This is a genomic window from Pseudarthrobacter sp. NamE2 (genome assembly GCF_005796205.1).
Taxonomy (GTDB): domain Bacteria; phylum Actinomycetota; class Actinomycetes; order Actinomycetales; family Micrococcaceae; genus Arthrobacter.
The window spans coordinates 85044-91798 of record NZ_VAHN01000014.1 but is presented as its reverse complement, the minus strand read 5'-3'; the positions used below and the strand labels follow the sequence as shown (position 1 = coordinate 91798).

Below are 6755 nucleotides of genomic sequence, written 5' to 3'. Positions count from 1 at the left end.
GTGCTGGCGGCACACTCCTAGCGGCTGCTTCCGCTGGCATGCGCCAGTGCCTCCAAGGGCCGGCACCGGAACCGTCCGGCGTCCGGCCCTCGGCCTTCAGTCACGTAGAATTGAGGCACTATGGCGAAATCCCCTGATTCCAGCAATTCCACTCCCGCGGGCTCCAGCGCGGTGAAGCGCGGCCTCTTCCCGCGCAAGCCGAAAGAAGCCAAGCCCAAGAAGCCGAGCCGGCTCAAGCAGATCGGTGAGGTCTTCACAATGACCCGCCGCCACGACCCGATGGTCCCGTGGCTGATGCTGCTGGTCTTCCTCGGCGTCGTGGCTGTCAGCTTCCTGGTCGGATTCTGGCTGGACAACTGGATCACGGGCCTGATCATCGGCATCCCGCTCGGCCTGCTGGGCGCCACGCTGATCCTTTCGCGCCGTGCCGAACGGGCCGCTTTCGCCCAGATCGAAAACCAGCCCGGCGCCTCCGGTGCCGCCCTGGGAACCCTCCGCCGCGGCTGGATCACCGAGGAGCAGCCGGTTGCCGTGAACCCGCGCACGCAGGACGCCGTGTTCCGCGCCATCGGACGTCCCGGCGTCGTACTTGTCAGCGAAGGGCCCACGCACCGGGTCAAGCCGCTGCTCGACGCCGAGCGCAAGCGCCTCGCCCGCATCCTGCCCAATGTCACGGTCCACGTGATTGAAAGCGGCCGCGGCGAGGGCCAGGTACCGCTGAGCCAGGTGGCCAAAAAGATGGGCAAGCTGAAGAAGGAACTCACCAAGGTTGAGGTGAACGCTGTCTCAAAGCGCATTGCATCACTGGGGAACCGGCTTCCCATCCCCAAGGGCATCGACCCCTACAAGGCACGTCCCAACCGCGGACGCTAGGCCCCTGAAACGCCCCGGTTCCGGCCCCGCCGGAACCGGGGCGTTTCTATGCACCCTCCCGAACCGCCGCCGAAATTTCAGGACAGGACTTATGCCGCTCAAGAACCTCGTCATCCGCGCATTCCGGATCCTCGCCATTGCCGAAGCCATCAGCTGGGCCGCCCTGCTGGCGGGCATGTACTTCAAGTGGATCGCCGGAACCACCGAACTCGGAGTTCAGGTGGCCGGCCCCATCCACGGCGCCCTCTTTGTGGGATACGGCTTCGCTGCGCTTGCCCTGTGGCGGCTGCAGCGCTGGCCGTTCACGGTGGCACTGTTTGCCGGCATCTCCGCTGTCTTCCCGTTTGCCACGATCCTGTTCGAACGGTGGGCGGGCAAGCGCGGCTACCTCGGCGGCGCCGCGGCCCGCGAGGAGGAACCGGCCGTGGAGGCAAGCCGCGTTTAGCGGCGGTCCCTAAATGCGGATCAGCACGGTGTTCATGGCCTTGTCATGAAGGCCGCGCTGGTCCGGGTCGAAAATCACGGCCGGGATCACCAGGCAAAGCAGCACGGCCCTCACCAATGCCGCGAGCGGTCCGGGACTGCCGCCGCCGCGCTTGACCACCGCGATTCCCATCGCCCGGTGCCCGATGCTGTACCCGAGGGTGCCCACCAAGAGGACCTGTTCGACGGCAAACACGGCCAGCGTGGCCCAGGAATTGCCGCCAAATGCAACGTTGCTGATCAGCAGCGCGATGGTCCAGTCAATCGTGATCGCAACAATGCGGCGGCCGGCCCGGGCAACCGAGCCAGGACCCGACTCGGGCAAACCCAACCGCTCCCCTGGATACTTCGAAACACCGGATGTGTCCGGTCCGCTGAGCCACGAGCCAATGTCTTTGCGATCTACCACCGTCCAAGTTTACCGACCGTCGGGCAGGGACGTCCGCCCACATCCCGGATGGAGGTCGACCACACTGTGGACGCCCGATAGCGTTGCCTTAGCAGGGCATTCTGTAACCTGCCCGAAACAATGCGGACACGGACGGGAAATGCCGCGTCCATAGGCTGTTGGCAGTTTCAAGCGATACCTCCGGCAGGGAAAACCTTGAGTTCTCCCTGCTTTCGGATTGCGCTGGCTCAGATGGCTTGCACGCCAGATATTACATATGCGTTAGGAGCATAGATGTTCAAGACTGCGGACGAAGTCCTCAAGTTCATCAAGGACGAAGATATTAAGTTCGTCGATATCCGCTTCACCGATCTTCCCGGCGTCCAGCAGCACTTCAACGTCCCCGCCAAGAGTGTTGACGCCGACTTCTTCATCAACGGCCAGCTCTTCGACGGTTCCTCCATCCGCGGCTTCCAGGGCATCGCCGAGTCCGACATGCAGCTGATCCCGGACGTCACCACCGCGTACCTGGACACCTTCCGCATGGAGAAGACCCTCGCGCTGAACTTCTCCATCGTCAACCCCCGCACCGGCGACCCCTACCACCGCGATCCCCGCGGCGTCGCGGAGAAGGCCGAGGCCTACCTGGCTGCCAGCGGCATCGCCGACACCGCATTCTTCGCCCCCGAGGCTGAATTCTTTGTCTTCGACAACGTCCAGTACCAGTCCTCCCCGCAGGGCAGCTTCTACAAGATCGACTCCGAAGAGGCCCACTGGAACACCGGCCGCGAGGAAGAGGGCGGCAACCTGGGCTACAAGACTCCCGTCAAGGGCGGCTACTTCCCGGTCTCCCCCACCGACAAGCAGGCTGACCTGCGCGACGCCATGTGTGTTGCCCTGGACGAAGCCGGCCTCGAAGTCGAGCGCAGCCACCACGAAGTCGGTTCCGCCGGCCAGGCTGAGATCAACTACAAGTTCACCACCCTCACGCACGCGGCAGATGACCTGCAGAAGTTCAAGTACGTCATCAAGAACACCGCAGACGCGTGGGGCAAGTCCGTGACCTTCATGCCCAAGCCGGTCTTCGGCGACAACGGCTCCGGCATGCACTGCCACCAGTCCCTGTGGAACAACGGCCAGCCGCTGTTCTACGACGAGAAGGGCTACGCCGGCCTGTCCGACACTGCCCGCTGGTACATCGGCGGCCTGCTGCAGCACGCCTCCGCCGTCCTGGCCTTCACCAACCCCACGGTGAACTCCTACCGCCGCCTGGTCAAGGGCTTCGAGGCTCCGGTCAACATGGTGTACTCGCAGGGCAACCGCTCCGCCGGCATCCGCATCCCCATCACGGGCAGCAACCCGAAGGCCAAGCGCATCGAGTTCCGCGCACCGGACCCCTCCTCCAACCCGTACCTGGCATTTGCTGCCCAGCTGATGGCCGGCCTGGACGGCATCCGCAACCGCATCGAGCCCCCGGCTCCGATCGACAAGGACCTCTACGAGCTCCCCGCCGAGGAAGCCAAGGACATCCCCAAGGCCCCGGGCACGCTCGAGGAAGCCCTGGAGGCCCTGCGCGAGGACAACGAGTTCCTGCAGGCCGGCGGTGTGTTCACCCAGGACCTGATCGATACCTGGATCGAGTACAAGTACGAGAACGAGATCCGACCGCTGTCCCTGCGCCCGAACCCCTACGAGTTCGAGCTGTACTACGGCGTCTAGTCTCTGATGTCCTAAGAATGCAAAGGCGGCCACCGGTGATCCGGTGGCCGCCTTTGCATGTCCCCCGGACTGCTGGAGGGTTTGTCGCAGCCAGGATCGCCCTTAAGCAGGTGGAGGCCCGGCTCCAGACGTGCTGAGACCGGGAGCCGGACCTCCTGACGAATGCCCCCCGAGACGAAGACTGTTCAAGCCTTCCCCCCAACAAGGTTGAAGAACACCGCCACCCACATAATCGGGCAATCGCTTGCTGAACGCAATGCCGCCGGGCTCTCCGCCCGCTAGGAACCGTAGAAGAGTCGATCAAAGACCGCCCGTGCCCGGCGGCTGACCCGCAGGTAGTCCTCCTCAAGTGCCGTGGCGTTGCCGGGCTCGTAGCCGCACCACCGCGCCACCGCTTCGAGGTCCCGCCGGGAAGAGGGCAGCAGGTCCGAGGACTTGCCGTTCCAGATGACGTTGGCGGACCTGATCCGGCTCGCCAGGCGCCACGCAGTGCATAGCAGGTCCGCGTCTTCCCTCGTGAGCAGGTCAAGCTCCGCAGCGGCTTCCAGTGCCGCAACCGTGGAGGTTGTCCGCAGCTCCGGGTGCCTGCCGGCATGCTGGAGCTGCAGGAGCTGGACCAGCCATTCGACGTCGCTCAGGCCGCCGCGCCCCAGCTTCAGGTGCCGGGCAGGATCCGCCCCGCGCGGCAGCCGTTCCGACTCCACCCTCGCCTTGATGCGCCGGATCTCCCGGACGTCCTGTTCCGAAACCGACTCCGGGTACCGGATGGGATCGATGAGCCCCAGGAAGTCCGCGGCCAGCCCGTCGTCGCCCGCCATGGGACGCGCACGCAACAGGGCCTGGGCCTCCCAGATGAGCGACCAGCGGCGGTAATACTCCGCGTAGGATTCCAACGAGCGGACCATCGCGCCGTTCTTTCCCTCCGGCCGCAGGTCGGCGTCCATCTTGAGCACGCGTTCGGCCATGATGGCGGGCTTCACGGGCTGGGTCAGCAGGCTGGAGATCTTTCCGACAATCCGGGACGCCTGTTCCTGTGCCTCTTCCTGTGTGAAACCCGGGAGTGCCCGGTGCACGTACATCACGTCGGCGTCCGAGCCGTAGCCGATCTCACGTCCGCCCTGGCGTCCCATGGCCACCACCAGCACGGAAGTCTTCAGAGGGCCGGTGGCCGAAACCACGTTTTCCGCCACCCGGAGGGCACCCAGTACAGCTGCCCGGTCCGTGTCCGCCAGGGCCACTCCCACCTGGTCCTGGTCCAGCAGTCCAACCGCATCAGCCACGGCGATGCGCAGGATCTCGCGCCGGCGGATCAGCCGGATCAGGCGCATGGCGCTTTCCGGGTCGGCATGCCGCGACATCTTCGACTGGATTTCCTGCCACTGCGCCTCGAACGGCACCGGCAAAAGGTCCTTGTCCTGTCCCAGCCAGGCCACCGATTCCGGTGAGACCTCCAGCAGGTCGGCGATCAGCCGCGAGTTGGACAGCATATGGCACAACCGCTCGGCAGCAGCATTCGAGTCCCGCAACAGGCCCAGGTACCAGTGCGTTGTTCCCAGCGCTTCACTTACCCGCCGGAAGGCCAGCAGCCCGGCGTCGGGATCCACTCCTTCGGCCAGCCAGTCCAGGAGGATCGGCAGCAACTGCCGCTGCAATGCAGCCCGCCGGCTGACTCCGGCGGTGAGGGCCTCAATGTGCCGCATGGCGCCCTGCGGATCGCGGTAGCCAAGCGCGGCGAGGCGGCCCTGCGCTGCCTCCGGCGACAGCCTGGCATCCTCGCTGCTCAGTTTGGCGGCTGTGTTCAGCAGCGGCCGGTAGAAGATCCGCTCGTGAAGTTCACGGACGGAGCGCTTGGTCTTCTGCCACGCCGCCAGCAGTGCGTCCGGATGCGGCCGTTCGTTCGAGAACGGGCCCAGGACCGCCTTCGCCAGCGCCCGCAGGGCGGGTTCGGCAACGGGCATGAGGTGTGTCCGGCGCAGCTGGAACAGCTGGATCCGGTGCTCCAGCAGCCGAAGGTAGCGGTAGGCCTTGTCGAAGGCGGCGGCGTCTGTCCGACCTATATATCCCCCCGCGGACAGGGCGGCTATGGCGGAGGTGGTGTCCCGCCGTCGCAGTGTTTCATCGGCTTTGCCGTGGACCAGCTGCAGCAGCTGGACGGTGAACTCGACGTCCCGCAGGCCACCGCGGCCGAGCTTGATCTGCCGCTGTTCCTCTGCCGCGGGAATGTGCTCGGTAACCCGCCGCCTCATGGCCTGCACCGAATCAACGAAACCCTCACGGCCGGCGGAATTCCAGATCAGCGGGGCCACAGCCTCCTCATACCGGTGCCCAAGGTCGGCGTCCCCGGCAACGGTGCGGGCCTTCAGGAGGGCCTGGAACTCCCAACTTTCAGCCCAGCGCGCGTAGTATGCCTCGTGCGAGGCCAGGGTGCGCACCAGGGGGCCGGACTTGCCCTCCGGGCGCAGGTTCGGGTCCACCTCCCACAGGCCCGGTTCCCTGGCCACGGAGGATATGGCACGGGAAATTCCGCTGGCGAGGGCTGTACCGATCGTGGCGGCCTGCGCGTCTTCCAGGCTTCCGCCGTCCACGACGTAGATAACGTCGACGTCGGAAATGTAGTTGAGTTCGCGGGCGCCGCACTTGCCCATGCCGATCACGGCCAGCCCGACGTCGGCAACGTCGGTGGCGCTGTACTGTTCCGCCGCCTCGGCACGCGAGACAGCAAGTGCCGCTTCGATGGCTGCCCCGGCAAGGTCCGCCAGCTCCCCACCCACCGAGGGCAGAAAGTCGAGCGGATCCGCGGCGCACAGGTCCTTCACGGCAAGGTCCACCACTCCCCTGCGGTACGCGACACGCAGGGCGGCGTAGGCGTCCGGCCCTGTTAGTGCAGCCACGGGGCGGGCTGCACGCGGGTCCGCCCCCACAGACTGCAGCAGGCCCGCACGCAACTGCACCGGATCCGCCGGGAGCGGTTCCGGGCTGGGCCTGACGTTGAAGGCCTCGAGGTGTTCGGGATGCCGGATCAGGAACTCACCCAGCGCTTCTGAGGCGCCCAGGACACGGTAAAGCGGCTCACTGGCCTCGGACCCGGCACCGGCCAGGCCCCGGAGGTCCGGGTGTTTCTCAATGAGCCGGACCAGGGACTGCAGGGCGGTGTCCGGGCTCGCGGCCATCTGCAGGCCGGCGAACAGCGTGTCCTGGTCCAGCCCCTCCAGTTCCGGGGCCGCCAGGAAGCGTTCACCCTTGTCCAGGTCGCTGAATCCGGCCGCGATAAGGCGGCGCGCCAGGCTCACGC

5 protein-coding genes are annotated in these 6755 nt (G+C 66.1%); 3 read left to right on the top strand and 2 right to left on the bottom strand.

Annotated features, from left to right (window positions below; all coding sequences use genetic code 11):
• Positions 1 to 120 precede the first annotated feature (120 nt).
• Together FDW83_RS15710 and FDW83_RS15705 are read left to right on the top strand one after the other, a co-directional pair.
• Positions 121 to 873: a DUF4191 domain-containing protein gene (locus FDW83_RS15710; protein ID WP_138139018.1), complete on the top strand. Its 753-nt coding sequence runs from the start codon at positions 121 to 123 to the stop codon at positions 871 to 873.
• A 91-nt stretch (positions 874 to 964) separates the two neighbouring features.
• The gene (locus FDW83_RS15705) at positions 965 to 1318 is read left to right on the top strand and encodes a DUF3817 domain-containing protein (RefSeq protein WP_138139017.1); all 354 of its coding nucleotides are present in this window, start codon (positions 965 to 967) and stop codon (positions 1316 to 1318) included.
• A 9-nt stretch (positions 1319 to 1327) separates the two neighbouring features.
• Here FDW83_RS15705 and FDW83_RS15700 read toward each other — a convergent pair whose 3' ends face one another.
• Complete coding sequence (locus FDW83_RS15700) at positions 1328 to 1765, bottom strand: RDD family protein (RefSeq protein WP_138139016.1); 438 nt, start codon at positions 1763 to 1765, stop codon at positions 1328 to 1330.
• Positions 1766 to 2038: 273 nt separating this feature from the next.
• Here FDW83_RS15700 and glnA point away from each other — a divergent pair, with 273 nt between their 5' ends.
• On the top strand, positions 2039 to 3463 hold the full coding sequence (gene glnA, locus FDW83_RS15695; protein ID WP_138139015.1) for a type I glutamate--ammonia ligase: 1425 nt from the start codon (positions 2039 to 2041) through the stop codon (positions 3461 to 3463).
• Between the two features lie 278 nt (positions 3464 to 3741).
• Here glnA and FDW83_RS15690 read toward each other — a convergent pair whose 3' ends face one another.
• Entirely contained in the window at positions 3742 to 6753 is a 3012-nt protein-coding gene (locus FDW83_RS15690) for a bifunctional [glutamine synthetase] adenylyltransferase/[glutamine synthetase]-adenylyl-L-tyrosine phosphorylase (protein WP_138139014.1), read from the bottom strand.
• Positions 6754 to 6755 lie beyond the last annotated feature (2 nt).

Excerpts from the sequence above, each read along its gene's own strand:
- FDW83_RS15710 (WP_138139018.1), top strand. The coding sequence starts at position 121 with ATGGCGAAATCCCCTGATTCCAGCAATTCCACTCCCGCGGGCTCCAGC.
- FDW83_RS15705 (WP_138139017.1), top strand. The coding sequence starts at position 965 with ATGCCGCTCAAGAACCTCGTCATCCGCGCATTCCGGATCCTCGCCATT.
- glnA (WP_138139015.1), top strand. The coding sequence starts at position 2,039 with ATGTTCAAGACTGCGGACGAAGTCCTCAAGTTCATCAAGGACGAAGAT.